This is a genomic window from Streptomyces sp. NPDC093510 (assembly GCF_040683555.1).
Classification (GTDB): domain Bacteria; phylum Actinomycetota; class Actinomycetes; order Streptomycetales; family Streptomycetaceae; genus Streptomyces.
Window position 1 is genome coordinate 132,147 of the sequence record NZ_JBFBEE010000005.1, and the last position, 24,341, is coordinate 156,487.

Annotated in this window: 23 protein-coding genes; 9 read left to right on the top strand and 14 right to left on the bottom strand. The window is 72.1% G+C overall.

The features are described 5' to 3' along the window. Nucleotides 1–15: 15 nt before the first annotated feature. Nucleotides 16–1,518 carry an acyl-CoA synthetase gene (locus AB0N81_RS09860; RefSeq protein ID WP_365357235.1) on the bottom strand — a complete coding sequence of 501 codons (1,503 nt, stop codon included), beginning with the start codon at nt 1,516–1,518 and terminating at the stop codon, nt 16–18. A 118-nt stretch (nt 1,519–1,636) separates the two neighbouring features. Between AB0N81_RS09860 and AB0N81_RS09865 the strand changes: the two genes are divergently transcribed. After that, nucleotides 1,637–4,120 (top strand): penicillin acylase family protein, encoded by a 2,484-nt coding sequence (locus AB0N81_RS09865; RefSeq protein ID WP_365357237.1) that lies wholly within the window; start codon nt 1,637–1,639, stop codon nt 4,118–4,120. An 84-nt stretch (nt 4,121–4,204) separates the two neighbouring features. Here the strand turns inward: AB0N81_RS09865 and AB0N81_RS09870 are convergent, their stop codons facing one another. Further along, nucleotides 4,205–4,423 carry a hypothetical protein gene (locus AB0N81_RS09870; RefSeq protein ID WP_365357239.1) on the bottom strand — a complete coding sequence of 73 codons (219 nt, stop codon included), beginning with the start codon at nt 4,421–4,423 and terminating at the stop codon, nt 4,205–4,207. A 203-nt stretch (nt 4,424–4,626) separates the two neighbouring features. On the opposite strand from AB0N81_RS09870, the gene AB0N81_RS09875 reads away from it, so the two are divergent. Beyond that, nucleotides 4,627–5,193 (top strand): hemerythrin domain-containing protein, encoded by a 567-nt coding sequence (locus AB0N81_RS09875; RefSeq protein ID WP_365357241.1) that lies wholly within the window; start codon nt 4,627–4,629, stop codon nt 5,191–5,193. A gap of 18 nt (nt 5,194–5,211) precedes the next feature. Here AB0N81_RS09875 and AB0N81_RS09880 read toward each other — a convergent pair whose 3' ends face one another. Genes AB0N81_RS09880 through AB0N81_RS09895 form a run of 4 tightly spaced genes read right to left on the bottom strand, consistent with a single transcriptional unit; the run spans nt 5,212 to nt 10,246 of the window. Beyond that, the gene (locus tag AB0N81_RS09880; protein WP_365357242.1) at nt 5,212–6,777 is read right to left on the bottom strand and encodes an acyl-CoA synthetase; all 1,566 of its coding nucleotides are present in this window, start codon (nt 6,775–6,777) and stop codon (nt 5,212–5,214) included. Then, a complete protein-coding gene (locus tag AB0N81_RS09885; protein ID WP_365357244.1) occupies nt 6,774–7,901 on the bottom strand; it encodes a nitronate monooxygenase family protein in 1,128 nt (375 codons plus the stop codon). Before AB0N81_RS09885 ends, AB0N81_RS09880 begins: the two co-directional genes overlap by 4 nt. Nucleotides 7,902–7,955: 54 nt before the next feature. Continuing rightward, nucleotides 7,956–9,311 carry an MFS transporter gene (locus AB0N81_RS09890; RefSeq protein ID WP_365357246.1) on the bottom strand — a complete coding sequence of 452 codons (1,356 nt, stop codon included), beginning with the start codon at nt 9,309–9,311 and terminating at the stop codon, nt 7,956–7,958. Then, nucleotides 9,308–10,246, bottom strand: coding sequence for a MerR family transcriptional regulator (locus AB0N81_RS09895; protein ID WP_365357248.1), 939 nt, complete (start codon nt 10,244–10,246; stop codon nt 9,308–9,310). Before AB0N81_RS09895 ends, AB0N81_RS09890 begins: the two co-directional genes overlap by 4 nt. 81 nt (nt 10,247–10,327) lie before the next feature. Between AB0N81_RS09895 and AB0N81_RS09900 the strand changes: the two genes are divergently transcribed. Both AB0N81_RS09900 and AB0N81_RS09905 read left to right on the top strand, forming a co-directional pair. Continuing rightward, nucleotides 10,328–10,780, top strand: coding sequence for a VOC family protein (locus AB0N81_RS09900; protein ID WP_365357250.1), 453 nt, complete (start codon nt 10,328–10,330; stop codon nt 10,778–10,780). Nucleotides 10,781–10,845: 65 nt separating this feature from the next. Next, nucleotides 10,846–11,199 (top strand): VOC family protein, encoded by a 354-nt coding sequence (locus tag AB0N81_RS09905; protein WP_365357252.1) that lies wholly within the window; start codon nt 10,846–10,848, stop codon nt 11,197–11,199. Between the two features lie 3 nt (nt 11,200–11,202). Here AB0N81_RS09905 and AB0N81_RS09910 read toward each other — a convergent pair whose 3' ends face one another. Both AB0N81_RS09910 and AB0N81_RS09915 read right to left on the bottom strand, forming a co-directional pair. Then, nucleotides 11,203–12,804, bottom strand: a complete 1,602-nt coding sequence (locus AB0N81_RS09910; protein ID WP_365357253.1) for an NAD(P)/FAD-dependent oxidoreductase — start codon at nt 12,802–12,804, stop codon at nt 11,203–11,205. Between the two features lie 63 nt (nt 12,805–12,867). Next, on the bottom strand, nt 12,868–13,134 hold the full coding sequence (locus tag AB0N81_RS09915; RefSeq protein ID WP_365357255.1) for a hypothetical protein: 267 nt from the start codon (nt 13,132–13,134) through the stop codon (nt 12,868–12,870). A gap of 229 nt (nt 13,135–13,363) precedes the next feature. Between AB0N81_RS09915 and AB0N81_RS09920 the strand changes: the two genes are divergently transcribed. From AB0N81_RS09920 to AB0N81_RS09930, 3 genes are read left to right on the top strand one after another with little or no spacing between them, the layout of a single operon-like run. Continuing rightward, nucleotides 13,364–13,933 carry a hypothetical protein gene (locus AB0N81_RS09920; RefSeq protein ID WP_365357257.1) on the top strand — a complete coding sequence of 190 codons (570 nt, stop codon included), beginning with the start codon at nt 13,364–13,366 and terminating at the stop codon, nt 13,931–13,933. Then, the gene (locus tag AB0N81_RS09925; RefSeq protein WP_365357259.1) at nt 13,861–15,156 is read left to right on the top strand and encodes a sensor histidine kinase; all 1,296 of its coding nucleotides are present in this window, start codon (nt 13,861–13,863) and stop codon (nt 15,154–15,156) included. The genes AB0N81_RS09920 and AB0N81_RS09925 overlap by 73 nt, the downstream gene beginning before the upstream one ends. After that, the gene (locus AB0N81_RS09930; protein ID WP_365357261.1) at nt 15,153–15,830 is read left to right on the top strand and encodes a response regulator transcription factor; all 678 of its coding nucleotides are present in this window, start codon (nt 15,153–15,155) and stop codon (nt 15,828–15,830) included. Before AB0N81_RS09925 ends, AB0N81_RS09930 begins: the two co-directional genes overlap by 4 nt. Nucleotides 15,831–15,852: 22 nt before the next feature. Here the strand turns inward: AB0N81_RS09930 and AB0N81_RS09935 are convergent, their stop codons facing one another. The 3 genes from AB0N81_RS09935 to AB0N81_RS09945 all read right to left on the bottom strand — a co-directional run bounded on the left by AB0N81_RS09935 (nt 15,853) and on the right by AB0N81_RS09945 (nt 19,335). Further along, nucleotides 15,853–16,101, bottom strand: coding sequence for an SCO4226 family nickel-binding protein (locus AB0N81_RS09935; protein WP_365357263.1), 249 nt, complete (start codon nt 16,099–16,101; stop codon nt 15,853–15,855). A 67-nt stretch (nt 16,102–16,168) separates the two neighbouring features. Beyond that, on the bottom strand, nt 16,169–18,409 hold the full coding sequence (locus AB0N81_RS09940) for a serine/threonine-protein kinase (RefSeq protein WP_365357264.1): 2,241 nt from the start codon (nt 18,407–18,409) through the stop codon (nt 16,169–16,171). Continuing rightward, entirely contained in the window at nt 18,391–19,335 is a 945-nt protein-coding gene (locus AB0N81_RS09945; RefSeq protein WP_365357266.1) for an oxygenase MpaB family protein, read from the bottom strand. Before AB0N81_RS09945 ends, AB0N81_RS09940 begins: the two co-directional genes overlap by 19 nt. A gap of 242 nt (nt 19,336–19,577) precedes the next feature. Between AB0N81_RS09945 and AB0N81_RS09950 the strand changes: the two genes are divergently transcribed. Together AB0N81_RS09950 and AB0N81_RS09955 are read left to right on the top strand one after the other, a co-directional pair. After that, nucleotides 19,578–20,066 carry a Pycsar system effector family protein gene (locus AB0N81_RS09950; protein ID WP_365357268.1) on the top strand — a complete coding sequence of 163 codons (489 nt, stop codon included), beginning with the start codon at nt 19,578–19,580 and terminating at the stop codon, nt 20,064–20,066. Then, nucleotides 20,051–20,749 (top strand): Crp/Fnr family transcriptional regulator, encoded by a 699-nt coding sequence (locus tag AB0N81_RS09955; RefSeq protein ID WP_365357270.1) that lies wholly within the window; start codon nt 20,051–20,053, stop codon nt 20,747–20,749. The genes AB0N81_RS09950 and AB0N81_RS09955 overlap by 16 nt, the downstream gene beginning before the upstream one ends. Before the next feature lie 11 nt (nt 20,750–20,760). Here the strand turns inward: AB0N81_RS09955 and AB0N81_RS09960 are convergent, their stop codons facing one another. From AB0N81_RS09960 to AB0N81_RS09970, 3 genes are all read right to left on the bottom strand, one after another. Further along, on the bottom strand, nt 20,761–22,440 hold the full coding sequence (locus AB0N81_RS09960) for a hypothetical protein (protein ID WP_365357272.1): 1,680 nt from the start codon (nt 22,438–22,440) through the stop codon (nt 20,761–20,763). Next, nucleotides 22,437–23,453, bottom strand: a complete 1,017-nt coding sequence (locus AB0N81_RS09965; RefSeq protein ID WP_365357274.1) for a protein phosphatase 2C domain-containing protein — start codon at nt 23,451–23,453, stop codon at nt 22,437–22,439. Before AB0N81_RS09965 ends, AB0N81_RS09960 begins: the two co-directional genes overlap by 4 nt. A 142-nt stretch (nt 23,454–23,595) precedes the next feature. Continuing rightward, entirely contained in the window at nt 23,596–24,276 is a 681-nt protein-coding gene (locus tag AB0N81_RS09970) for a hypothetical protein (RefSeq protein WP_365357276.1), read from the bottom strand. Nucleotides 24,277–24,341: the final 65 nt, after the last annotated feature.

Consider the following 24,341-nt stretch of genomic DNA (forward strand, 5'->3'; position numbering starts at 1 on the left):
CCGGTCCGGCCCCACTCAGTCGGCGGCGAAGCGTTTCCGCAGCTCTCGCTTGAGGATCTTCCCGCTGGCGTTGCGCGGCAGTTCGTCCACGAAGAGGACCCTCTTGGGCGCCTTGAAGTGGGCGAGCTTTTCGCGTGCGTGGGCGATGAGTCCGGCTTCGGTGAGCCCCATGTCACCGCGGACGACCACCGCGGTGACCGCCTCGATCCAGCGCTCGTCCGGCAGTCCGATCACTGCCGCCTCCGCGACGCCGGGGTGCTCGTACAGCACATCCTCGACCTGCCGCGACGCGACGAGAACTCCCCCGGAATTGATGACGTCCTTCACCCGGTCGACGACGGTGAAGTAGCCCTCGGCGTCCCGCACCGCGAGGTCCCCGGAGTGGAACCAGCCGCCACGGAACGCCTCGGCCGTCTCCTCCGGCTTGTCCCAGTACCCCTCGCACAACTGCGGTGAGCGGTAGACGACTTCCCCTTCGGTGCCGTCCGGCACCTCTCTGCCGTGGTCGTCGACGACGCGCGCCTCGACGAACAGGACGGGCCGCCCGCACGATTCCATCCGGCCCTCGTGCTCGTCGGGCCCGAGGACGGTGGCGAGCGGGCCGATCTCGCTCTGCCCGAAGCAGTTGTAGAACCCGAGCCCGGGCAGCCGGGCGCGCAGCCGCTCCAGGACCGGCACCGGCATGACCGACGCGCCGTAGTAGGCCTTGCGCAGCGCGCCGAGGTCGCGGACCGCGAAGTCCGGATGGCGCGAGAGGCCGATCCACACGGTGGGCGGCGCGAAGAGGCTGTCGGCGCGGCCCGCCTCGACCAGGTCGAAGATCCGCTCGGCGTCCGGCCCGTCGAGGATCGTGTTCTCCGCGCCGACCGCGAGGTAGGGCATCAGGAAGACGTGCATCTGTGCGGAGTGGTAGAGCGGCAGCGAGTGGACGGGCTTATCGCTCCCCTTGAGGTCCAGGGCGGTGATCGCGCTGACGTATTCGTGGACGAGGGCGCGGTGGGTGAGCATCGCCCCTTTCGGCAGGGCGGTGGTGCCCGAGGTGTACAGCAACTGCACCAGGTCCTCGCCGCCGGGGCCTTCACCGTCGTACGCCGATGACGCGGCGAGCCGCGTGAGCAGTGAGTCGTCCGCGTCCCGCAGGGCCAGAACGGGCACACCGGCGGGCAGGTGTCCGGCGATGTCCGGGTCGGCGAGCACGAGGGAGCTGCCGGACTGGCGGATGATGTAGGCGAGGTCGTCGCCGGTCAGATTCTGGTTGACCGGCACATGGACCAGGCCGGCCCGCGCGCAGGCCAGGAAGGCGATCAGGTAGGCATCGGAGTTGTGGGCGTAGGCGCCGACGCGGTCTCCGCGGGCCAGGCCCCGGTCGCGCAGTGCGGTGGCCGCCCGCGACACGGCGTCGTCGAGTTCCCCGTACGTCCAGGACCGTTCGCCGTAGCGCAGGGCCGTGCGCCGGGGTGTGCGGCGCACGCTGCGCCTGAGGACCGCGTCGACCGTGTTGTCGCGTACACCCGTCATGGCGTGATCCTGTGTCCCCCGGCCGTCCGGGTCAAGGGCGAGAGCCAAGGGGCGAGGCAAATGACCAACCGCTTGGTACGCTCAACCGCTCCTTCCCGAACCCCAGTTGGGAGGCACGATGCGCATCCGCACGAGACGCTCGGCGGCCGTGGGAATCACCTTGGTGGCGGCGGTGGCCCTGCTGCCGTCGTCCGGCGCGGGGGCCGCGCCCCAGGACGCCCGCCCCTCCGGCGGCGGCCTGCACGCGACCATCCGTTACACCGAGTACGGCATTCCGCACATCCTCGCCGACGACTACAAGAACCTCGGCTTCGGCACCGGTTGGGCACAGGCCGCCGACCAGGTGTGCACGCTCGCCGACGGCTATCTGACCGTCCGCGGCGAGCGCTCCCGGCACTTCGGCCCCGACGCCTCACCCGGTTCCGCGCTGTCGTCGGCCTCCACGAACCTCAGCAGTGATCTGTACTTCCGCGGCGTACGCGAAGCCAGGACCGTGGAGAAGCTTCTCGACCGGCCCGCGCCCGCCGGCCCGGGCCGCCGCACCAAGGAGCTCATGCGGGGCTTCGCCGCGGGCTACAACGCCTGGCTGAAGCAGAACCGCATCACCGATCCGGCCTGCGCGAAGGCCGACTGGGTGCGTCCGATCACCGCGCTCGACGTGGCCAGGCAGGGCTTCGCCGTGCAGGTGCTCGGCGGGCAGGGGCGCGGGATCGACGGCATCACGGCCGCCGCCCCGCCGAGCCAAGCCGCGCCGCCGAGCCAAGCCGCCCCGCCGAGCCAAGCCTCCCAGCTGAGCGCAGCCTCCCAGCCGAGCGCCGCGACGGCCGAGGACGCCGCGCCCGATCCGCGGCGCACGGCGGAGGCGGCCCGCGAGCTGTTCTCCGCGCAGAACGCCGACATGGGTTCCAACGCCGTCGCGTTCAGCGGCGAGACCACCGCGAACGGCAAGGGCCTGCTGCTCGGCAACCCGCACTACCCCTGGCAGGGCGGCCGCCGCTTCTGGCAGTCGCAGCAGACCATCCCGGGTGAACTGAACGTGTCCGGCAGCTCGTTGCTCGGCACGAGCGTGGTCAACATCGGCTTCAACGGTGACGTGGCGTGGAGCCACACGGTGGCGACCGGCGTCCCCCTCAACCTGCACCAGCTCACGCTGGACCCGGCCGACCCGACCACTTACCTGGTAGACGGCAAGCCGCGGAAGATGGTGAAGCGCACGGTCACCGTGCCGGTCAAGGACGGCGCCCCGGTGACCCGCACCCAGTGGTGGACGCGTTACGGCCCCGTCGTCACCCGCCTCGGCGCCCAGCTCCCGCTGCCCTGGTCCTCGACCGCGGCGTACGCCCTGAACGACCCCAACGCCGTGAACCTGCGCGCCGGCGACACCGACCTCGGCTTCGGCAAGGCGCGCTCCACCGCGGGCATCCTCAAGTCGCTGCGCGACACCCAGGGGCTGCCCTGGGTGAACACGGTGGCCGCCGACCGCCACGGCCACTCGCTGCTCAGCCAGTCGCAGGTGCTCCCCCGCATCACCGACGGTCTCGCGCAGCGCTGCAGCACGCCCCTCGGCAAGGTCACCTACCCGGCGTCGGGCGTCGCCGTCCTCGACGGCTCGCGCGGCGCGTGCGCGCTCGGCTCGGACAAGGACGCCGTACAGCCCGGCGTCTTCGGCCCGTCGAGGATGCCCACCCTCAAGGACGCCCCGTACGCGGAGAACTCCAACGACAGCGCCTGGCTGACCAACGCGGACAAGCCGATCACCGGCTACGAGCGCATCTTCGGCACGATCGGCACGCAGCGCTCGATGCGCACCCGCGGCGCCATCGAGGACGTGGCGGCGATGGCCGAGAAGGGCCACCTCACGGTCCGTGACCTACAGCGCCAGCAGTTCGCGAACCGCGTGCCCGCGGCGGATCTCGCGGCTGCCGACACGGCGAAGGCGTGCTCCGCGCTGCCGGGCGGCTCCGCAACGGGCAGCGACGGCACGGTGGTTGACGTCGGCGAGGCGTGCGAGGTGCTGGCCCGCTGGGACCGCACGATGGACACCGGGAGCCGGGGCGCGCTGCTCTTCGACCGCTTCTGGCGCAAGCTGACGGCGGCCGTGCCGAACGCGCAGCTCTGGAAGGTTCCGTTCTCGGCGGCCGATCCGGTACGCACCCCGAACACCCTCGACACCGCGCAGCCCGGCTTCGAGGCCGCGCTTGCCGACGCGGTGACCGAGCTGACCGCGACGGACATCGCGCTCGACGCGCCGCTGGGCGAGAACCAGTACGTCGTACGCGACGGCGAGCGCATTCCGGTCTCAGGCGGCACGGAGTCCCTCGGCGTCTGGAACAAGATTGAGCCCGTCTGGGACCCCAAGAGCGGCTACACGGAGGTCGCACACGGTTCGAGCCACATCCAGGCGGTCGGCTGGGGCAAGAGCCGCTGCCCCGAGGCCCGCACCCTCCTGTCGTACTCCCAGTCCTCGAACCCGAACTCCCCGCACTTCAGCGACCAGACGAAGCTGTACGCGAAGGAGCGCTGGGTGACGTCCCGCTTCTGCGAGAAGGACATCCTCGACGACCCGTCCCTTGAGGTGGTGCGGGTGCGCGAGCGCCGCTGAACCCCCTTCGGCCGTCCGGCCGGACGAGGCCGGGCCTGTCGCGCGGTACGCGGCGGGCCCGGCCTCGCGCCGCCCACGACGCGGTCAGTACCCGGTGAGCCCGTCCTCGTACGCCGTCAGCGTGTCGATGAACAGCTTCCGCTCGGCGGGGGCCAGCGGGGCGACGCCGATGCGGTCCGCGATGTCGCTGACACTCATGGGTCCGCCGAACAACAGGTAGGCCAGGGGCGAGAGGTGACGGGGCGCCAGGGCGCGTGACCTGAGCTCGTCCGGGACCTTGATCCGCTTCACGCGTCCGACCATGCGCGGCATCCGCAGCGGCAAGCCCGCGCACGACCCCCACCGTCTACGAACGGGCGGCGCCCGGCTCCTCGTGGTCGGCGAGGAGGTCGTGGTACCAGGTGGGCTGCTTCGGGGCGCCCGCGTTGGAGGCGAAGACCCACGGTCACCGTCGAGATCGGCGACTACGCGGGCGGCGTGGACCGCTTCGCGCGACGGCCGAGGTGTTGCGCGGCCGGGAGCGTGACGACCACTACCGCGCCCAGTGCGAGCGCGCCCCGGCCTTCACCGCCTACCAGGAAGGCACGGAGCGCACCATCCCCGTCGTCGCGCTGCACCGCCTCTCCGCCGCGGACCCCGCGCGCCACCGCGCCACGGTGGACCATCTGGTGCGCGTGCACGACGAGTTACGGCGCGAGCTGGCCGCCGTACGCGCGGAGGCCGGGCGGCACCCGGCCGGCCTCCCCAGCCGGCCGCTCCAGCCCCTGGGCCAGCAGCTGGCCCGTCACTGCCTCACGCTCTGCGGTGCGCTCCACGAACACCACACCAACGAGGACGGCGCGTTCACGCTGCTGGAGCGCCAGTTCCCTGAGCTGTCCCCCGCCGTGGCGAGGCTCCGGGAGGAACACAAGGTGGTGGCCCGGGTCCTCGACGAACTGCAGGCCCTCCTCGCGGCTCCGGACGCCGCCGTCGACCTCGTCACCGAACTCGACAGGCTCGCCGCCGACTTGGAGGCCCACTTCACGTACGAGGAGGAGCAGCTGCTGCCGTCGCTGTACGGGTCCCGTGGTTGAAGCCGTGGGCCTCTCCGGTCACAGCGGCCGCTCGCGGCCCTCCCAGTACGGCTCGCGCAGACGTCGTTTGTACAGCTTGCCGTTGGGGTCGCGGGGCATCGTCTCGATGAAGTCGACGGTCCTGGGGCGCTTGTAGCCCGCGAGGCGGTGCTCGCAGTGGGCGAGGATCTCGGCGGCGAGCGCGTCGTCGGCGGTCCGGCCCTCGGCGACCTCGACGACGGCCTTCACCTCCTCGCCCCAGTCGTCGTGCGGAACGCCGAAGGCGGCGGCGTCCGCGACCGCGGGGTGGGTGAGCAGCGCCGATTCGATCTCGGCGGGATAGATGTTGACCCCACCCGAGATGATCATGTCGATCTTCCGGTCGCGCAGGAAGAGGTAGCCGTCCTCGTCGAGGAGGCCGAGGTCGCCGACGGTGAAGAAGTCGCCGATGCGGTTCTTCCTCGTCTTCGACTCGTCCTTGTGGTACGAGAAGCCGCCGGTGGACATCTTCATGTAGACGGTGCCGAGTTCACCGGGGCCGAGAAGGTTGCCGTCGTCGTCGAAGACCGCCAACTCGCTGATGGGCCAGGCTTTTCCGACCGTTCCCGGCTTTTTGAGCCAGTCCTGCGCGGTGGCGAAGGCGCCGCCGCCCTCGCTGGCCGCGTAGTACTCCTCCACGCACTCGCCCCACCAGTCGATCATGGCGCGCTTCACGTGGTCGGGGCAGGGCGCGGCGCCGTGGATGGCGTGCCGCATCGAGGACACGTCGTACGCGGCCCGCGTCGCTTCCGGCAGGGCGAGCAGGCGGTGGAACTGGGTCGGCACCATGTGCGTGTGCGTGCACTTGTGCGCGTCGATGAGGCGGAGCATCTCCTCGGGCGTCCACTTGTCCATCAGGACCAGCGGGTGGCCGATGTGCAGGGCGGCGCCCGCGAACTGGAGGACGGCCGTGTGGTAGAGCGGCGAGCAGACGAGGTGGACGTTTCCCTCGAAGGGCTTGATCCCGAAGATGCCGAGGAAGCCTCCGAGGTACGACTCCTCGGGGAGCTTGCCGGACAGTGGGCGGCGGATGCCGCGGGGGCGGCCCGTCGTGCCCGAGGTGTAGTTCATGACCCAGCCGAGCGTGCGGTCGGCGGGCGCCGACTCGGGCCGGCCTGCCAGGAGTTGGCCGTAGGGGCGGAAGCCGGGTACGTCACCGACCGCGTAGCGGTGGCTCGCCGGGAGATTCGCCTCGTCGGCGGCGGCGACCGCGCCGGCCGCGTACCGTTCGTGCGCGATCAGCACCTTGGCGCCCGAGTCGGCGACGATCCAGGCGATCTCGGGGCCGACCAGATGGTGGTTGACGGGCACGAGATAGAAACCGGCCTGGGAGGCGGCGAGATACGCGGTGAAGAACTCCACACCGTTGGGCAGCACGACGGCGAACGCGTCACCGCGTTCCAGGCCCGCGGCCCGCAGTCCGTGCACCAACTGGTTGACGGCGCCGTGCAGTCGGCCCGCCGTCCACTCCTCGCCGTCCGGCGCGATGAGGACGGTGCGCCCCGGGTCGCCGGTGGCCTGCGCCCAGAAGCCGTTCGGCGGCGTGCTCTCGGTGGATGTGCTCACGACTGGCTTCCCCTCTCCGCGATGCGGATGACACGGTCGACGGCCCGCTCGAAGCCGCGTGTCAGATCGTCGAAGACGGCCTGGACGCTGCGTTCGCTGTTCATCCGGCCGACGATCTGCCCGACCGGCGTGCCGAGCAGTTCCTGCACCTCGTACTTCTGGATGCGCGAGACGGCCTCGGCGACGAGCAGCCCCTGGAGCGGCATCGGCAGCGGCCCCGGCCCTTCCGGGTCGTCCCAGGCGTCGGTCCACCGCGTCCGCAGCTGGCGGGCGGGTTTCCCGGTCAGAGCGCGGGAGCGGACCGTGTCGCCGGAACCGGCGGCGAGCAGTTTGCGCGTGAGCGCCGACGAATGCAGGTCGGCCTCCGTCGTGGTGAGCCACAGCGAGCCGAGCCAGACACCCTGCGCGCCGAGCGCGAGCGCGGCCGCGATCTGCTGCCCGCTGCCGATGCCCCCGGCTGCGAGCACCGGCAGCGGCGCCACCGCCTCGACGGCCTCCGGGGTGAGCACCATGGAGGCGATCTCCCCGGTGTGACCGCCCGCCTCGTACCCCTGGGCGACGACGATGTCGATGCCCGCTTCCGCGTGCTTGCGGGCGTGCCGGGCGCTTCCCGCGAGAGCGGCGACGAGGATGTCGTGGTCGTGGGCGCGCCGGATGACGTCGGCCGGCGGCGAGCCGAGCGCGTTGGCGAGGAGTCTGATGGGGTAGTCGAAGGCGACGTCGAGTTGGTTGCGGGCGACCTGTTCCATCCAGCCGGTGATGCGCCAGCCGGACGCCTCGCCCTCGGCGAGCTCGGGAACGCCGTGCTTGGCGAGGGTGTCCCTGACGAACTGCCGGTGCCCTTCCGGGATCATCGCCTCGACATCGGCCTCCGTCAGCGTCCGGTCGCCCTGGGCCTCGACCTTCTTGGCGGGCATGACGACGTCGAGTCCGTAGGGCCTGCCGTCGATGTGCTCCTGCATCCAGTCGAGGTCTCTGGCCAGCTCGTCGGGCTCCGTGTAGCGGACCGCGCCGAGCACCCCGAACCCGCCCGCCCTGCTGATGGCCGCGGCCACCGCCGGGAAGGGCGTGAAGCCGAAGATGGCGTGCTCGACTCCCAGTTTCTTGCTCAACTCCGTCTGCATGGGCGCAGGATGCCGCAGCGGACCGGCCGAGGGAAGAGATTTCCTGATGCAGTGTCAGGTTCGGTGCGGTTCCCGGGCCCGATCGGGGGCCGCGTCCCGCACAGGGGCTCCTGCGCGGCCGACGGGTGTGGCGGGAGCCGTCGCGTGGGCGCGCCGGCCGACGATCGCCGCCAGGACGGCCGCCGTCGGCACCAGCAGGAGCGCCGTCCCGCTCCCCCGCGCGCCCGCGAGCTGCGCGACCGCCGCGGCACCCAGCGCCGCGCCCGCCGTGTCGAGGCTCGCGAGCCAGGACATGGTCTCGGTGACTCGGCCCGCGGGCGCGAGGTCTCCCCCGAGCGTGCGCAGAGCGCCGAACGTCGCACCGATGACGAGGCCCGCCACCGGGCAGACCGCGAGCACCGCCGTCGGCGAGAACCGCGCGGCCACGGCCAGAGCGCCCGCCCCGACGGCCAAGGCGCAGAGCAGCAGGGAGACCCGGGGTCCACGGGACAGCATGGAGGGGGCGGCGCCGAGTGCCAGGCTGCCCAGGACGCTGCCGATGGACAGGGCCGCCAGGTAGAGGCCGGTGTACGGTGCCGCGCCGTGCTCCTTGGCGTAGATCGGCAGGACGACGTCGGCGGCGGTGACCGCGGCGACGAAGAGGCCGTTGGCGGCCAGGAGGCGCCGCAGGGGCGCGGAGGCGAGGGGTCGCAGACGGTCCCCTTGAGTGCGGGACGAACCGGCCTGCCCCGTATCGTCGCGCGCCGCCTCATCACGCGCCGCCTCGTCCCGCGCCGTCACACCCGCCCCCGCCTCATCCCGCCCCGGGCGTCCGGAGAGGGACCTGAGAAGGAGGACCACCACGCACGTGGTCAGCGCGGCGATGACGGCGAACGGCACGGCCGCCGAGAAGGACAGGCTGAGCCAACTGGCCAGCACGGGGCCGGTGATGAGCGCGGTGCCCATCATGGCCGAGTCGAGAGCCATCGCGGTGGCGAGCGTCCGGCTGTCGGTCAACGGGTGCCAGACCGTGCGCATCATGACGGCGACCGGAGGAGCCGTGGCGCCCGCGCACACGGCCAGGACCAGCATCGTGGCGGCCGAGCCGTGCGCGTACACCGTGAGGATCAGCAGGGCGAGGGCCGTCAGATGACCCGCGAGGCAGCAGAGCAGGACCACGCGCGGGGAACGCCGGTCCACGAGCCGCCCGCGCAGCGGACCGGTCGCGCCCTGGCCGATCGCGAGACAGCTCACGGCCAGCCCCGCCGTACCGTACGCATGGTCCCGGCCGACCAGGAGCAACAGGCTCAGGGCTGTCATGCCGGCGGGCAGTTTCGACGCCATGCCGAGTCCCGCGATCCGCCAGAACCCGGGCACGCGCACCAAGTCGCGGTAACCGCCCGCGAGTTGGCGGGCGGGACGAACGGTCATGCTCCGCTCCGGGTACGCAGGGCGCGGACCGCCCAGTCGAGTGCGGGAGCCAGACTGCCCGGGGCGGGCCAGCCGTTGATGATGGCGAGCAGCCGCAGATAGCGGTCCCTGCGCGGGTCGTTCATGCTGTCGAGGTGGTGCGCGAGCCGCTGCCGCAGCACGTCGTCGTCGGCCTCGGTGATGATGCCTGCGTAGTGGGCGCGGAGCGCACCGACGACCGGGGCGGCCCGCGGCCCCTCGGGGTCGATGCCGTCCCTCAGTGCCGGTTCCACCAGGGCGCGGACGGCTTCGGCCAGGATGCGGGGCAGGCCGGTGGCGTCGTCCGGCGCGCGGTCGGCCGCGAGGTCCCTGGCCATCCCCTGCACGCTGGTGCGGAAGCCGGAGTCCTGGAGCAGCCCGGCCAGCTCCACCCACGCCTCGACCTGCGCCACGTCGGGTTCGTCCGGCAGCTCGGGCGTCATCGAGCGGATGACCGCAGTGAAGGCGGGGTGCGTGTGCAGCCCGTCGAAGACGGTGTCGAGGAAGTCGCCGATCAGACGGCGGCGTTCGTCCTCGGAGAGCCTGGCCAGGCGGTGCATGAGGTCCAGTTCCTCGGGCGTCGAGCCTCGTCTGGCCACCGTGGTCAGCACGGCCCTGCGCAGACGCAGGGTCTGGATCTGCACGTCCAGTGCGTCGGCGTGCGCCGCGGCGACCTCCGGGAGCGAGACCTCCCGGTCCACGACCTTGCGGATGGTGGGCAGGTCGAGTCCCAGTTCGCGCAGGGTCCGTATGAGGTCCAGGCGGGCGACGGCGTCGATGCCGTACAGCCGGTAGCCCGCCGGGCTGCGGTCCGTCGGCAGCAGGATGCCGGAGTCCGAGTAGAACCGGATGGTCTTGACCGTGAGTCCGGTCCGCCGGGCCAGCTCGCCGATCGAGTAGAGGGTGTCGCCGTTCATGCGCCCACTCTCGCGTCTCCCCCTACTGGAGACTCAACCTCGCCCCTGGATCTACGACGCACCACAACCGATCATGGTCGGATGACTGCCTTCTATCACGTGTGTTTCGCCGTCCCCGACCTCGAACAGGCGATGCGGGACTTCCGGCGCTCCGCCGGTGTCGAGTGGAGCGAGCCCGTGTCCGACCGGCTCGGGGCCTGGGACTACCGGATCGTCTTCACCACCGGTGGAGCGCCCTTCATCGAACTCATAGAAGGGGCTCCCGGCAGCCCCTGGCATGCGACGGACGCCAGGTTCGATCACATCGGGTTCTGGTCGAGCAATGTCCCGGAGGGCTCCCGACGGCTGGAGCGGGAGGGCTTCCCCGTCGACTTCTCGGGCTGTCCCCACGGCCGCCCGTTCGTCTACCACCGCATGGACAGCATCGGAGCCCGCATCGAGCTCGTCGACGTCAGCCGCCAGGAGGCGTTCCTCCGCGCGTGGCATCCGGACGGGGAGCCGATGCCGGCCATCGACGAGACCGGTCACCCGTGAGCGGTGAGGGGCGCCCTCCCTTCGCTCGGCACGCGGTGAGGAGCCGGGGTTCCTACGATGGCGGCATGGCCCTCGAACTGTTCTCCGGCGTCCCCGTCAGCGACTACGCGCCGGCGCTCCAGTGGTACGAACGCCTGCTCGGCGGTCCTCCCACCTTCTGCCCGAACGACGTCGAAGCCGTCTGGGAGCTCGCGGAACACCGCTACCTGTACATCGAGCATCTCCCCGAGCACGCCGGCCACGCCCGTCACACCCTCTTCGTCGGCGACTTCGACGACCGTGTCGCGCGGATCGCCGACCGCGGTCTGCGGTCCGCCCGCCGGGAGACGTACGCGAACGGTGTCCGCAAGGCCACCTACCGCGATCCCGACGGGAACGAGATCGGGTTCGGCGGCGCGCCGCTCCCGGCGTCCGAGTAGCGCTCAGCGCGCGCCGTCGAGCACCGCCATGGCGGCGTTGTGCCCGGGGATGCCGCTGACGCCGCCGCCGCGCACCGCGCCCGCGCCGCACAGCAGGACATTCGCGTGCCGGGTCGCCACGCCCCAGCGCCCGGCACTTTCCCGCCCTGCGCCGCCCCCGACGACCTCTTCGGCGTCCTCTGCGTCTTCCGCGTAGGGGAAGGCGAGGTCGCGGTGGAAGATGTTGCCGCCGGGGAGCCGAAGGTCCCGCTCCAGGTCGAGCGGGGTCTTCGCCTCGATGCAGGGGCGTCCTTCGGCGTCGAGGGCCAGGCAGTCGGCGATCGGCTCGGCGAGGTGCGCGTCGAGCTGGGTGAGGGTGGCTTCCAGGAGCTCGGCGCGTACGGCGTCGTTGTCCCGGGCGAAGAGCCGTGCCGGAGTGTGCAGCCCGAAGAGGGTCAGGGTCTGGTGGCCGCTCTCGACGAGGTCGGGGGCGAGGATCGTCGGGTCGGTGAGGGAGTGGCAGTAGATCTCGGAGGGCGGCGCGGCGGGCAGCGTGCCGGAGGCGGCCTGGGCGTACGCGGCCGCCAACTCCTCGTACCCCTCGGCGATGTGGAAGGTGCCCGCGAAGGCGTCCCGCGGGTCGACCGACGTGTCGCGCAGCCGCGGCAGCCGCTCCAGCAGCATGTTGACCTTGAGCTGGGCGCCCTCGGCGGGCGCGGGCGGCTCGTCGCCGAGGAGTGCGGCGAGGGCCTGCGGCGACGCGTTGACCAGGACGTGGCGGGCGCCGGCCGTCCGCTCGCCGTCCTCCGTGGTGTACGTGACCTCGGCGCACTGTCCGTCGGTGGCGATCCGTGTCGCCTCGCATCCCGTCCGCAGCCGGGCACCCGACATGCGCGCCGAGTCGGCGATGGCCGCGGTGAGGGCGCCCATGCCGCCGACGGGCACGTTCCAGTCGCCGGTGCCGCCGCCGATGACGTGGTACAGGAAGCAGCGGTTCTGGCGCAGGGAGGGGTCGTGGGCGTCGGCGAAGGTGCCGATGAGGGCGTCGGTGAGGACGACGCCGCGCACCAGGTCGTCGGCGAACCGTTCCTCGACGGCCGTGCCGATCGGCTCTTCGAAGAGGGTGCGCCACGCCGTGTCGTCGTCCACGCGGGCGCGCAGGGCGGCCCGGCTCGGCAGGGGTTCGGTGAGCGTGGGGAAGACGCGGCGGGCGACCTCGCCGGTCATCGCGTAGAAGTCGCGCCACGCCTCGTACTCGCGCGGGCCGCCGGTGAGGCGCTCGAACGCCTGCCGGGTGCGGGACTCGCCGCCGCCGACGAGCAGGCCGGTGGGGTGGCCGCCGCGCTCGGCGGGGGTGTAGGAGGAGACGGTGCGGGTGCGCACCCGGAAGTTCAGGTCGAGGTCCCGGACGATCTTCTTGGGGAGGAGACTGACCAGGTACGAGTAGCGGGAGAGCCGCGCGTCGACCCCGGGGAAGGGGCGGCTGGAGACGGCGGCGCCGCCGGTTTCGGGGAGCCGCTCCAGGAGCAGCACGGACCGTCCGGCGCGGGCGAGATAGGCGGCGGCCACCAGACCGTTGTGGCCACCGCCGACGATGACGGCGTCGTACGCATCGCGATCAGGCATGGCTCTTCCTAGCACGAGCTCCGCGGCCTCCGGTCGCTCCAGGTCAGTGCCATGGGGAACGGTTCACCAATTGTCCGGCCGCACCTCATAGGTGAGGGTGTAGTGCGCGCCGTCGCCGCGGAACACGGCGACCTGCTCACCGCGGCCCGAGACGGCGGGACTGATGTGGAAGTCGCCCAGGTGGTCGTCCGGGTCGAAGTCGTCCTTGTCCCACATGGAGACGACGTCGGCGCCGCTGTTGACCATCGTGAACGGCCCGTTGTTGACGTTGATGACCGCGCCGTTGTTGATGTCGCCGCGGCCCCAGACGCGCTGGCCGCGGAAGTCCACCCACAGCTCGTCCTCGCCCGTTGTCCTCGGTCTCGATGCACCGCAGTTGGTAGAACTTGACCTGGTATCCCATGACTGTCTCCTTGGTCCTTCTCCTCGTCGGACGTGTTTCCGACACCCATGAGAATGCGCGCATCGGGGGTGCCTTCGCGTCCACTCCGGAGTGGATTACGGGTGTACGACCCAGGGGGTACGTTTCTGCGTGGGGGCGAGAAAGTTTCATGGGTCCATGAGCGACTGGAACGACCCCATGGATGAGACAACCGTGCTGGTCACAGCTGCGGACGTCACTCTCGAACCGATCGGCGCGCGGGCGCTCCTCGTCGACAGGGACGCGCTCCTCGTCCCTGATACGCCGCCGCTCCTCGTCCGGCCGCCGGGGGCCCTGGTCGCCGTGATCGCGCCGGTGCCCGCCGGCAGCGGTCCTGTGGAGCGGATCGACGTGTCCGACGTGGAACACCTCGGCTCCGGGGAAGCCGCGCCGGGCATGACGGCGAGCGTGGTCAGGCTCGCGGGGCGGTCGCGCTATGTGGTGCGCGCCGAGCCCGCCACGCAGCGCCGGCTGACCGAGGCGCTGCTCGCCGAGGACGGTGACCTGTGGGCGGCGATGCGCACGCTCGGCTACGACGCGCCGGTGCCCGTCCGGCCACGACAGGCGGCCCCTGCCGAGGTGAGCGAGGAAGAGCTCGACGCGTTCGCGGCCGGTCCCTGCCGGGTCATCCGCACGTGCTTTCCGCATCCCCCGCGCCCGCCGCACCCGCCACGCCAGGACGGGCCGCACCCGCCGACCGGGCCGTGATGACCGGGCTCGGAGCCGTCCTCGGCGGCCTGTACCGGGCGGCCCCCGCCGTTCAGGACTCGGTACTGGCCGCCGCCCTGCTGCTGCCCGACCTGTTCCTGTTCTCGGACTTCGCGCTCCCGAACGTCGGCCTCGCCGATCGACTGGTCACGGTCGGGTACGCCGTCCTCGGCTGCGCGGCGCTCACCGCGCGGCGCCGGACTCCTCGCACGGTGTTCGGCTACGTCTGGGTACACGCCCTCGGCGGTGAACTGCTCACCGCCGTAGCGGTGTTCGACTACAGCCCGACCCTGGCGCTGCTCGCCGCGCTGTACACCGTCGCCTCTCTTCAGGGCGCCCGTCCCGCCGTACTCGCGCTGGTCTGCGTGACGGTACCGGTGGCGCTGTCGGTGCGGGCGGCGCTCGCCGACGTACCCGCCGCGGAGCGGCTGACCTCCCTGATCGGGGTGGCCTGCTTCTACGGGCTGCTCAATCTGGAGGTGTGGGGCGTCGGCCGCTGGGTGCGGGCGGGGCGCTCGGCGGCCGCCCGCGACCGGCTCGCGCTGGCCCGCGCCCATGAGGCGATCCTCTCCGAACGGGCGCGTACGGCACGGGAGTTGCACGACATCGTCGCCAACGCGGTCACCGTCATGGTGTTGCAGGCGGGCGGCGCACGGCATGTGCTGCGGGCCGACCCCGACCGGGTCGAGCACGCCCTCGACCAGATCGAGTCGAGCGGCAAGACCGCCGTCGCCGAGCTGCGGCACATGCTGCTCGTGCTGCGGACCGACGGTGAGCGGCTCGCGGCCGAGGGGTCAGGCTTCGGCCTCGCCGACCTGGACCCGCTCCTGAACGGGGTGCGCCAGGCGGGCCTCGACGCCCACCTGGAGGTGACGGGTGTGCCCGCCACACTCACCAGGGGTGTCGACCTGACCGCCTACCGGTTGGTGCAGGAGGCCCTCACGAACGCGGCCAAGCACGCGGGCCCCGGAGCGGCCACGGTCGTACGCCTCCACTGGCGAGGCGCCGACGGCCGGCTGAGCATCGAGGTCGACGACGACGGGCGGGGCACACCGGCGGCGGCCCGCTCCGAACTCTCCACCGGACACGGGCTGACAGGGCTGCGAGAGCGGGTCGCCGTCTGCGGCGGCACGTTCCACGCAGGCCCGACCAGGGAGGGTGGCTTCCATGTGGCCGCCACCCTGCCCACAGAGGAACACTTCCGGCGGGAGATGGCGTCATGATCCGAGTACTGCTCGCGGACGATCAGGCGATGGTGCGTTCCGCGCTCGCCATACTGCTCACCGGCGAGGACGGCATCGAGGTGGTGGGCGAGGCGGCGGACGGTGACGAGGCCGTGGCCCTCGCGGCCGAGCTGCGCCCGAAGGTCGTGGTGATGGACGTGCGGATGCCCGGCACGGACGGCGTCGAGGCGACCCGGCAGATCACCGCCGACTCGTTCCCCGGTGAGGCGCGCGTGCTCGTGCTGACGACGTACAACGTCAGTGAGGCCGTCTACCAGGCGCTGCGGGCCGGGGCCTCCGGCTTCCTCCTCAAGGACGCGGCCCCCGACGAGCTGGTGAGCGCGGTCCGGGCGCTCGCCGCAGGGGACGGCTGGCTCGACCCCGCGGTGACCTCCGGCATGCTGGCCGAGTTCGCCGCCAGGCCGGAGCGGATCAGGCCGGCCCCCGAGGAGCTGGCAGCGCTCACCGGCCGGGAGCGCGAGGTCCTGGTCCTCGTCGCCCACGGCTTCTCCAATGCCGAGGTTGCCGCCCACCTGTTCATCGGCGAGGCGACAGTCAAGACCCACCTGGGGCGGATCCTCCTGAAGCTCGGCGTGCGCGACCGCGCCCAGGCGGTCGCCGCGGCCTACCACAGCGGACTGGTCACGCCGGGTTCGTCACCGCCGCTGCCCTGACGGATGCGGGGGCGCCTGGGGCTCACACCGTCAGGGGGACCGGATGGACCTCGTCCGCAGGGTGGCCCGCGCGTTCGTGGATGCGCTGGACCGCTTCCGCCGACGGCGCCTCGGAGAGGCAGTAGACCGTACCGGACTGCGGGTCCGCCCATGCCTTCTCGAAGTGGACGCCTTCTTCCTTCTCGATGGCGAGGTCCGCCTGGTGGGCTTTCTTCAGATCGTCCGCCGTGATGCCGTTCATCCCGTGGTGGACGTCCATGAACTGGGACATGGCGCCGCACCTCCTTCTCTCTCCGCTACCTCCATCCTGCGCCCCTGCGCCCGTGCGGTCGACTCCGTCAGTGGCTTCCGGCCCCCCGCCGCTGCCGGAGCGCCGCCACCCTGCGGTAGAGCTCGACGGCCTCCGTGCCGCGGCCCAGCTGCTCCAGGCAGTGGGCCTCGTCGTTCCGGCTGGCGAGGGCGTCGGGGTGGTCGGCGCCGAGGACCTGTTCACGGGCCGCCGCGACCTTGCGGTACTCGGTGAGCGCGTCGGCCCAGCGGCCCAGCCAGCCGAGGCCGACGGCGACCTCGCGGCGGCTCACCAGCGTGTCGGGGTGGTCGGCGCCCAGCACGCGCTCGCGGACGGCGCACACGTCCCTGGCCTCCACGAGTGCCTCCTCCCAGCGGCCCAGCCGGCCCAGATTCACGCCGAGCCCGTGCCGGGCGCGCAGCGTCTCGGGGTCGGCGGGACCGTTCACACGCGTACGGTCGTCGATCAGACCGCGGTACAGCTCCAGCGCCTCCGCGCTGCGGCCGAGCCTGCCGAGGCTGATGCCGACCTCGTAGCGGGCGGCGAGCGTGTCGGGGTGGTCGGCGCCGAGGGCCCGCACGCGCGCGTCGGCGACCTCGCGGTACGTCTGGAGGGCCTCGGGCCAGCGCCCCAACTGACCCAGCGCGTACGCCACTTCGTACCGGGTGACGAGCGTGTCCGGGTGGGACGGGCCGAGCACCCGCGCGCGGGCCGCCGCGACCTGCTCGGCCAGTTGGTAGGAGTCCTCCAGGCGGCCGAGGCGGCTCAGGTTGTACGCGAGGTTGTGCCGGCAGCGCAGCGTGTCCGGGTGATCGGACCCCGCCGTGCGCTCGCGGACGGCGAGCACCGAGGTGTACGCCTGGTGGGCCTCGAAGTGCCGTCCGAGCTGGCCCAGTACGTACGCCATCTCCTGGCGTGCGGCGAGCGTGTCGGGGTGATCGGGGCCGAACGCGCGCTCCCGCCCCTGCGCGACTCGGCCGTACTCGCGCAGGGCGTCGGCGGGGCGGCCGGTGCGGCTGAGCGTGAAGCCGACCTCGTACCGGCTGGCGAGCGTGTCGGGGTGATCGGGGCCGAGGGCGTGCTCGCGCTCGGCGGCGACCGCGCGGTGCACCTCGCCCGCCTCGGCCCAGCGGCCGAGGCGCCCCAGGCTCAGTCCCGCGTTGTGGCGGCTGGTGAGGGTGGCGACCAACTCCGCGGAGGGCGTGGGCCGTTCGGGCTGCCGGGGGGCCGCGGCGCGACGCGCGTCGATGCGCGGGATCCACTCGCCGGTCAGGCCCGCGGCGGCGTCGGGCGGGGTGGTGCGCAGCACGGACGCGCCGCTCGCCTTGTGCCCGGTGGTCATGCCGCGCGTCCAGGAGGGCAGCCGCGGTTCGTGCGACGGAAGATGGCCGTGGCGGCGGCGCACGGGAGGCGTGGCGACGGTCGGGACGTACCCGATGGAGGTGCGGCCCGCCGCGATGCGGCGGGCGAGCTCCCGCGCGTCGTGCGGGCGGCCGCCCGGCTCCTTGGCGAGCAGGTCGAGGACGATGCGGTCGAAGTACTCGGGCAGTTCGCCGCGGTGCCTGCGGGGCGGTTCGGGCGCGGTGTCGCGGTGCCCGACCAGGACGGCCCACGCGTCCTCCATGTCGAACGGCGGGGCGCCGGTGGCGATCTCGTAGAGCACGCAGCCGAAGGAGTAGAGGTCGCTGCGGTGGTCGACCGGGTCGCCGCCGATCTGCTCGGGCGACATGTAGTGCGGTGTGCCCATCGCGATGCCCGTGCCGGTCAGGCGTGAGGTGAAGCCGATGTCGGCCCCGAGGCGTGCGATGCCGAAGTCGCATATCTTCACCGTGCCGTCGCCGAGCCGCATGATGTTCGCGGGCTTCAGGTCCCGGTGCACGATGCCCTGTTCATGGGTGTACGCGAGGGCCGCGGCGACCTGGTCGGCGATCTCCACGACGTCGGCGACCGGCAGCGGGTGCTGCTTGTTGTCCTCCAGGAGCTGACTGAGGTTGCGCCCTTCGAGGAGTTCCATGACGAGGTACAGCACGCCCTCGTACTCGCCGAAGTCGTGGACGACGGTGACCCCGCGGTGCTGGAGCGCGGCCGCGACGCGCGCCTCGCGCCGGAAGCGCTCGCGCAGCACGCGCGTGAAGGACTGATCGTGCTGGTGCCCCATCGGCTTGAGACACTTGACGGCGACCTGGCGGCCGAGCGACTCGTCGCGCGCCCGCCACACCTCGCCCATTCCGCCGCGCCCGATCAGATCCAGGAGCCGGTACCGGCTCTGGATCAGCCTGGTGTCCGCCATCTCGTGTTGTCGCCCCCGTTGCCTCGCTGCGCCCTCCCCGGCCCGTCCAGTATGGCGTTCCGTCTGTCGAGTTTGTACGGGGCGGGGCGGCTGCCGGGCCCCAGGCGGGCCACGGCGCGCAGGATGTGCTTGGGCGGGAGTTGCCAGCGCACACGCGAGGGGATGCGGCGCAGGACGGTGCCGGTGAGGACTAGGCGGCGGGTGACCGTCGCGGGTGGCGGGGCGGCTCTGCCGTACAGCTCGTGGGCGTACGGCGGCAGGGAGGCGTACGCCAGGTTCGCCACGCGCCGCCACAGCAGATCGCGCGCGGGGACGAGGAGGGCGTGCGTCGGCGGGCGTTGCAGGAAGTCGTCGACGGCGCGGGCGTCGGGTCCGGCGGCGAGCCGGGGCCGCACCTTCTCGAAGTACGCGGCGAGTTCGGCCGTCGACGCGGGTACGTCGCCGGGGTCGAGGCCCACGAGCCGGGCGCTCTGCCGGTGCTCGTGGACGTAACGGTCGGCCAGCGCGTCGGTGAGGCGGAGCCCCGAGCGGCGTACGACGTGGAGGTAGGAGTCGATCTCCGCGCAGTGCACCCAGAGCAGGAGTTCGGGTTCGTCGACGCCGTAGCGTTCGCCCGTGTCCGGGTCGGTGGCCTGGAGCATCGTGTGGATCTTGCGCACGCGGGCGCCCGCCTTCTCGGCGACCTCGGTCGTGCCGTAGGTCGTGGTGCCGACGAAGTTGGCGGTGCGCATGAGGCGGCCCCAGGCGTCCCTGCGGAAGTCGGAGTTCTCCATAACGCCGCGCACGGCGCGCGGGTGCAGGGCCTGGAGGTAGAGGGCTCGTATCCCGGCGATCCACATCATGGGGTCGGAGTGCGCCTGCCAGGTCACCGAGGCCGGCCCGAAGAGCCCGGGATCGGGCGTGGACGGGGGTATGTGCTCGGGCATGGTGCGACCATCTCCTGACGGGTGACGCGGGACGCCCGCACGCGGGCCCCGGTTCTGTGTCCTGTCTCCTGAACCATCAAGTGTCGTCAGGATGCGGGCCCGGCACCAGCCGCCGCCCCGACCGTTCGGCGAACGCGGACGCACTCATGCCCGGTGCCGGGGCGGGGCCGGTCGCGCCTCCCGGTGCCACACTGGCGGCCTGCACTCTTGTGCGGTCGACGACCCGGGAGCCGGGGGGCGCCATGACAGAGACGGATCCGGTGGAGACCGCCTGGCGGATACACGCGGTCCTCGTCGACTGGACGGGCAAGGTGGACGCGAAGGCCGGCTTCGCTCTCGCCCTGGAGTCGGCGGCCGCGGTCATCGCGTTCCCCGATTCCGGCCATCGCCCGGGGGAACTGGACGGCGTGCTCCCCGTGACGCTGTTCTGGGTGGGTGCCGCGCTGCTCGGTCTCTCGGCGCTCGCCTCCATGTCCGTGGTCAGCCCGCGCCTGCGGAGCAGCGCGGGACGCGACCTGGAGAACCACTTCCTCTACTTCGGTGACCTGCGGACCTGGGAGCCGGATCGCCTCGCCGCGCAACTGCGCCGCACCTCCCCGCTGGAGAGCCTGACCCACCAGCTGGTGATCATGAGCCAGATCCTGTGGACCAAGAACCGGCGGGTGCGGCAGTCGCTCGCGCTCGCCGTCACGGGCTGGACGTCCGTGGTTCTCGCGTGGCTGCTGGGCTGACCATGACGGCCCCTCACCCGGCCACCTTCTGGGAGGCACTCGGTCCCGCGGAACGTGCCGCGCTGCACGGGGCGGCGGCCCGGCTCTCCCTGCCCGCGGACCGGCAGTTCCTGGCCCAGGGCGAGGACTCCGACCACCTGGTGGTGCTCCTCGGCGGCTGGGTCAAGGTCATCGCCCGGTCGCACGCCGGCTACCGCGCCCTGCTCGCCCTGCGCGGCCCCGGTGAACTCCTCGGCGAGCAGGCCGGGTTGGAAGGACGGCGCCGGTCCGCCTCGATCCACACCGCCACCCCGGTCGACCTGCTGCGCCTTGCCGCCGCTCGCTTCCACGCGATCGCCCGCACCAACGACGTCGTCGCCGCGGCGCTCGAACAGACGCTGTCCCAGCGCCTACGGGAGGCCGACGTCCAGCGCACCGGGATCAACGAGCCTGTTCCCGCCCGTCTCGCCGCCCTCCTCCTCGATCTGGCGGAACGCTGCGGACGCGCCGAACCCGACGGCTCAGGGCTGCGCATCGGTCTGCCGCTGTCCCAGGACGACCTGGCCGGCCTGGTCCTCAGCTCCCGGCGGACGGTCAGCCGCGTGCTGGAGCAATGGCGGGGCCAGGGCTGGATCGTGACGGGACGTCAGTCGCTTCTGATCCGCTCGGTCGACCAGCTGAAGACGCAGGCCTTCGGCGGCTGAGCGCCCCGGAATCAGCAGGGTGTGTGACTCGCGCTGTGTGCGGGCGCCCGGTGGATGCGGTAGCCCTTCGTGCGGGTCAGCTGGTAGGTCACCTTCCAGTCGTCGCAGGTGTCGCCGGGATTCGAGGCAGGCCCGTATCCGGCGTCCTGGTGGCTGCGGAAACTGACGGTCGCGAGGGTGTGAGCGCCCGAGGCGGACAGGGCGCCGAGGACGATACGGCTGTCCTTCGTGGTGCTCATGGCCCGCGTCCACTTCCGGCGGCCGGCTGCGGAGTCGACGACGCCCGACCCGGGGTCGTAGTACGTCAGGGCCTTGTCGTGGTCCCGTGTGTTGATGGCCCCGTAGAAACGGGCGAGCATGGCGGCCACCTCCGCCGCTTCCGGCTGGTCGGCGACCTTCGTGTAGTCGACGGCCGCGCCCGGAGCCACTGCCCGGCCCGCAGCCGTCGTCCGCCCCGCGGACGCGACCGCCGCCGACGGGGCGAGTGCCGCCGACGGGTCGCTGTCGGGCTGCGGCGACTTCAGGGCGACCAGCAGGGCCACCACGACGATCACCACAAGCACCACTACCGTCATGGCCACACACCCGCCCCACGAGGCGGACGGAATCGGCTCCGGCAGGGGGGTCGGTGTGACGGCGGCCCGGCCGGTGGGGGGCTGCTGTGCTGTGGGCATCTTCGACGGCGGCAAAGGCGTGGGCTGCGCGGGCTGCGGTGCCCCGGGCGGCCGGGCCGGTCCGGGCCGAGGGCGCGTCTTCGGCGGCGACTGGTTGACGCCCTGTGCCCGTGTCTGCTTCATCCGGCCGCGTGCCATTTCCAGCGCCGTGAGCCAGTCCGCCAGTTCGGGCCGTCCCTGAGGGACCGTGCTCCTGCTGCGCTCCGCGAGTTCCGCCAGGTCGGCCGAGATGCCCCGAAGGCCGCTGAGGTCCGTGCTGTGCTGGTCCCGGTTGAAGAGCCTGGTGGCGATCAGGCCGAACTTGAACGAGTCCGAGGCAGTCGTGGCCTTGGCCGGCTCCGGCACCTCCCAGCCGTCCGTCTCCACCTGCGGCAGCACGTCCTTGCCCCTGAGCCGCATCGAGTCACAGTCGATCAGCAGGCATCTGGGCGTCGGGGCGAGCCTGAACAGGACGTTCTTCGGGGAGAGATCGCCCACGGTCACGCCCTGCCGGTGCAGCCGGGTGAGCGTCGCCGCCAGATCGGCGAGGAGCCCGACCCGCTTCCGGTCCCCGGCCTTCAGCCCCATCCGCGCGGTGTAGGCATCCTCGTTGAACAGGAACTCCAGGCCCTGCGGCTTCACGTCGCCCAGCTGCGGATTGCTGAGCTCGAAGTCCGGGGTCAGCCGCTGCATCAGGAAGCCGGCCAGCAGCATCCCGGGGTTGAGCGAAGGCCGCAGCTGGGTCGGGCGGCTGCCCGTGTAGATCATCGCGAGCGGCCAGGTGAGCCGTTGGTGCAGGAAGGCGCGGTCGTGCCGGTGGGACCGGGCCAGCTCTTCGAGGAAGACGACCATGCCGTAGAGCACGTCACTGTCACTGCGGACCGTCGCCAGGTACTCCTTGTAGGCGAGGAACTCGCCGCTGAACCTTCCCGGCGGCTCGGGCACGCCGTACACGACACCCTGTCCGCCGGCGCCGAGATGGTGCGCCCGGTAGTCGCCGAGTTGCTCGGGCCGGGCGTAGGTGACCGGGACCGTCATGACCGGCCTCCCTCGTCCTTGCTCCTCGGCCACAGCGCGATCAGCGTGCGGTCGTCGTCGAAGGTCTCCCGTGAGAAGTCCAGCAGGTGCGCGAAGCCGAGCGGCGGTACGGGACGGCGCAGACGGGTGTGGAACAGGCGGGCCACGGGCCCCGTTCCGTTGCCCAGGGGGTCGCCGAAGCCGTCCGTGCCCACCAGCAGGACCGTGCCGGCCTCCAGCTGGAAGGGGAGCGGCCGGATCACGTTCGGCAGGAAGGGCAGGGGGGCCACCGCCGACGAGACCAGCCCGTCCGCCCCCGTCTGCTTCCCGCCCGCCAGCCGGTGGATGTTCTCCTGTTCGATCTGCCAGACCCCCGAGTCCCCGACGGAGATCACGTGGATGAAGACCCCGCTCTCGTTGGGTGTCGCCGTCCCCGCCACCAAGGTGGTGGCCAGCAGATCGGCGGTCTCCTGTGGTCCCGCCTCCGGGCTGCGCAGGATGCGGCGGGCCTGCTCGACCAGCTGCCAGTGGACCGTGGACAGCAGCTTCTCCCAGTTCGCGACATAGCCCCCGCCGCTCCCCCGCACCTGTGCCAGCATCTGCTCGATCGCGCTGCGGCACGCCAACTGTGAGCCGATGTGGGGCTGTCGCGCACCGGAGACTCCGTCGGCGACGGCGAACACCACCGTCCCGGTGTCCGGGTCACAGGCCGCCGCCGCGTCGTCCTCGCGAGGGCGGCCGTCGAAACGGTGCTGGTAGCCGCGTACAGAAGCCAGGCGCAGGTGGAGGGCAGCCGTCGACCAGCCGTCGCACACGCTGTCCGGGCGGTAGGACAGGCCTGAGGGCGGCCTCGGGTCCACGGCCGACGCCGGTTCCCCCACGACCAAGGGCTCCCACTGGGCCGGTTCCGGGCCGGGGAGAGAAGCGGGCGGGACGGCCTCGCGGTGCGGGGCCGAGTCGTCCACCGCGTCGTCCGCCCCGTCGACCGTCGCGTCGTCCATCGCGTCTCCGGTGTGATCCGCCGGACGGTTCACGGCCGGCTCCGACCCCGGCGGCTGCTGCGCGGGGTCCTGCTCCTGCGGGTCCTTCGGCGGCTTTCCCCGCTCCGGTGACTCTTCCCGCTCAGGCTGTTTCTGTCGCTTCTCGCCTCGGCGGCACCTGCTGGTCAACGACATGTCAGATCACATCGATCGCGACGGTGAAGCCTTCCGGCTTGTCGACCATCAGCTGCGGGGAGGCCGACGCGAGCGAGCGGCCCGAGGCGATCACGCTCTTGGTGAGCGCGGTACAGAACTTGGCGATGGCCGGCCCGACGTCGACCCCCTTCTCGGCGACGAAGCCGAACTCCGGCTGGGTGGCGACCTCGCTGATGATCCTCGCGTCCGCGGTGGCTATCCCGCACGCGATGATGTTCGGCGCGCCCAGCGTCCGGTCGCGGTCGGTGAGCCTGCGGTGCGGGCCCTGCCAGTCCTCCCCGCCGTTCGGCATGCCGTCGCTGAGGAAGAACACGGCCGGCCGGTGCACCTGATACCCATCGGCCTTGAGGCTCTGGACCTCGACCGGGATGCGACGGATCAGGTCCTCGAAGGCCGCCGCGTAGCTCGTCATGCCCCGCGTGCTCAGGTACGGGAACTCGGCCGCGCTGCGCAGGTCCACCAGATGGACCCGCTCGATCACGTCGTCCGAGAAGCCCAGTACGGAGAAGCGCACCTTGGCCGCCGCCATCGGCTCGCCGAGCAGCGCCTGGTGCAGAGACCTCAGTCCGTCGTTCAGGTCGTCGATGTGGTTGATCATCGAACCCGATTCGTCGGCGAGGACGTAGATGGGGAGCAAGTGCCCCCGGTTGCTTTCCATCATCGTCTCTTGTCCTTGTCCCGTTCACGGTTGCTGTCTTCAGTTGCCCGTACGTCGGAAGTCGTCCG

Coding starts and splice junctions, on each gene's coding strand:
- AB0N81_RS09860 (WP_365357235.1), bottom strand. CDS start 1,518: ATGACGGGTGTACGCGACAACACGGTCGACGCGGTCCTCAGGCGCAGC.
- AB0N81_RS09865 (WP_365357237.1), top strand. CDS start 1,637: ATGCGCATCCGCACGAGACGCTCGGCGGCCGTGGGAATCACCTTGGTG.
- AB0N81_RS09870 (WP_365357239.1), bottom strand. CDS start 4,423: ATGGTCGGACGCGTGAAGCGGATCAAGGTCCCGGACGAGCTCAGGTCA.
- AB0N81_RS09885 (WP_365357244.1), bottom strand. CDS start 7,901: ATGCAGACGGAGTTGAGCAAGAAACTGGGAGTCGAGCACGCCATCTTC.
- AB0N81_RS09890 (WP_365357246.1), bottom strand. CDS start 9,311: ATGACCGTTCGTCCCGCCCGCCAACTCGCGGGCGGTTACCGCGACTTG.
- AB0N81_RS09895 (WP_365357248.1), bottom strand. CDS start 10,246: ATGAACGGCGACACCCTCTACTCGATCGGCGAGCTGGCCCGGCGGACC.
- AB0N81_RS09900 (WP_365357250.1), top strand. CDS start 10,328: ATGACTGCCTTCTATCACGTGTGTTTCGCCGTCCCCGACCTCGAACAG.
- AB0N81_RS09905 (WP_365357252.1), top strand. CDS start 10,846: ATGGCCCTCGAACTGTTCTCCGGCGTCCCCGTCAGCGACTACGCGCCG.
- AB0N81_RS09910 (WP_365357253.1), bottom strand. CDS start 12,804: ATGCCTGATCGCGATGCGTACGACGCCGTCATCGTCGGCGGTGGCCAC.
- AB0N81_RS09920 (WP_365357257.1), top strand. CDS start 13,364: ATGAGCGACTGGAACGACCCCATGGATGAGACAACCGTGCTGGTCACA.
- AB0N81_RS09930 (WP_365357261.1), top strand. CDS start 15,153: ATGATCCGAGTACTGCTCGCGGACGATCAGGCGATGGTGCGTTCCGCG.
- AB0N81_RS09935 (WP_365357263.1), bottom strand. CDS start 16,101: ATGTCCCAGTTCATGGACGTCCACCACGGGATGAACGGCATCACGGCG.
- AB0N81_RS09940 (WP_365357264.1), bottom strand. CDS start 18,409: ATGGCGGACACCAGGCTGATCCAGAGCCGGTACCGGCTCCTGGATCTG.
- AB0N81_RS09945 (WP_365357266.1), bottom strand. CDS start 19,335: ATGCCCGAGCACATACCCCCGTCCACGCCCGATCCCGGGCTCTTCGGG.
- AB0N81_RS09950 (WP_365357268.1), top strand. CDS start 19,578: ATGACAGAGACGGATCCGGTGGAGACCGCCTGGCGGATACACGCGGTC.
- AB0N81_RS09960 (WP_365357272.1), bottom strand. CDS start 22,440: ATGACGGTCCCGGTCACCTACGCCCGGCCCGAGCAACTCGGCGACTAC.
- AB0N81_RS09970 (WP_365357276.1), bottom strand. CDS start 24,276: ATGATGGAAAGCAACCGGGGGCACTTGCTCCCCATCTACGTCCTCGCC.